Origin of the sequence: Micromonospora sp. NPDC023814 (genome assembly GCF_040639595.1) — a bacterium.
Classification (GTDB): Bacteria; Actinomycetota; Actinomycetes; order Mycobacteriales; family Micromonosporaceae; genus Micromonospora.
Window position 1 is genome coordinate 58,101 of record NZ_JBFAAF010000051.1, and the last position, 1,034, is coordinate 59,134.

General features: G+C 73.9%; 1 protein-coding gene and 1 rRNA gene. One reads left to right on the forward strand and one right to left on the reverse strand.

Annotation, left to right across the window (positions count from 1 at the left end; all coding sequences use genetic code 11):
* Positions 1 to 852, forward strand: an 852-nt coding sequence (locus AB0G14_RS24470) for a hypothetical protein (protein WP_357701063.1), incomplete at its 5' end; no start/stop codon positions are given.
* 91 nt (positions 853 to 943) lie between these two features.
* On the opposite strand, the gene rrf is transcribed toward AB0G14_RS24470, so the two are convergent.
* Positions 944 to 1,034, reverse strand: a 5S ribosomal RNA gene (gene rrf / locus AB0G14_RS24475); the annotation flags it as partial.

Consider the following 1,034-nt stretch of genomic DNA (forward strand, 5'->3'; position numbering starts at 1 on the left):
GCGCTCGCCACCGCGGAAGCCACCCTCGCGGTCACCGCCACGGAAACCACCCTCGCGACGCTCGCCACCGCGGAAGCCACCCTCACGGTCACCGCCACGGAAGCCACCGCCGGGCCTGTCGCCACCCTCACGACGGTCGCCGCCACGGAAACCGCCCTCACGGCGCTCGCCACCGCGGAAGCCACCCTCGCGGTCGCCAGCGTCACGGCGGAAGCCACCCTCGCGCGGCGGGCCCGAACGGAACCCGCCCTCACGGCGCTCGCCACCGCGGAAGCCACCCTCGCGGTCGCCAGCGTCACGGCGGAAGCCACCCTCGCGCGGCGGGCCCGAACGGAATCCGCCCTCACGGCGCTCACCGCCGCGGAAGCCACCCTCACGGTCACCGCCACGGAAACCACCCTCGCGACGCTCACCGCCACGGAAGCCACCCTCACGGTCACCGCCACGGAAGCCACCGCCGGGCCTGTCGCCACCCTCACGACGCTCACCGCCACGGAAACCGCCCTCACGGCGCTCGCCACCGCGGAAGCCACCCTCGCGGTCGCCAGCGTCACGGCGGAAGCCACCCTCGCGCGGCGGGCCCGAACGGAACCCGCCCTCACGGCGCTCACCGCCACGGAAACCACCCTGGCGCTCGGCGCCGTCACGGCGGGGGGCGCCGGCCGCGCGGGAGTCTCCATCACGGGAACCAGACCGGTACCCGCCTTCGCGGCGGTCGCCGCCGGCGTATCCGCCGCGCTGACCGCCCCGGTCATCCCGGTACGACGGCCGGTCGTCACGGCGCGGGGCGCCCTCGCGCCCGCCCGCGCGGTCTTCGTAACGACGGGGACGATCTCCGCCCTGCGATCCTGAACTCACAGGTACATCCTTCCTCATTGCGCCACCTATGGCGCTACGCAGTCGAGGGCCGACCCGGATGGGGCGGCCCTCGACTGGAATGATTGTCCGGCGGTGTCCTACTCTCCCACACCCTCCCGAGTGCAGTACCATCGGCGCTGGAGGGCTTAGCTTCCGGGTTCGGAATGTAACCGGGC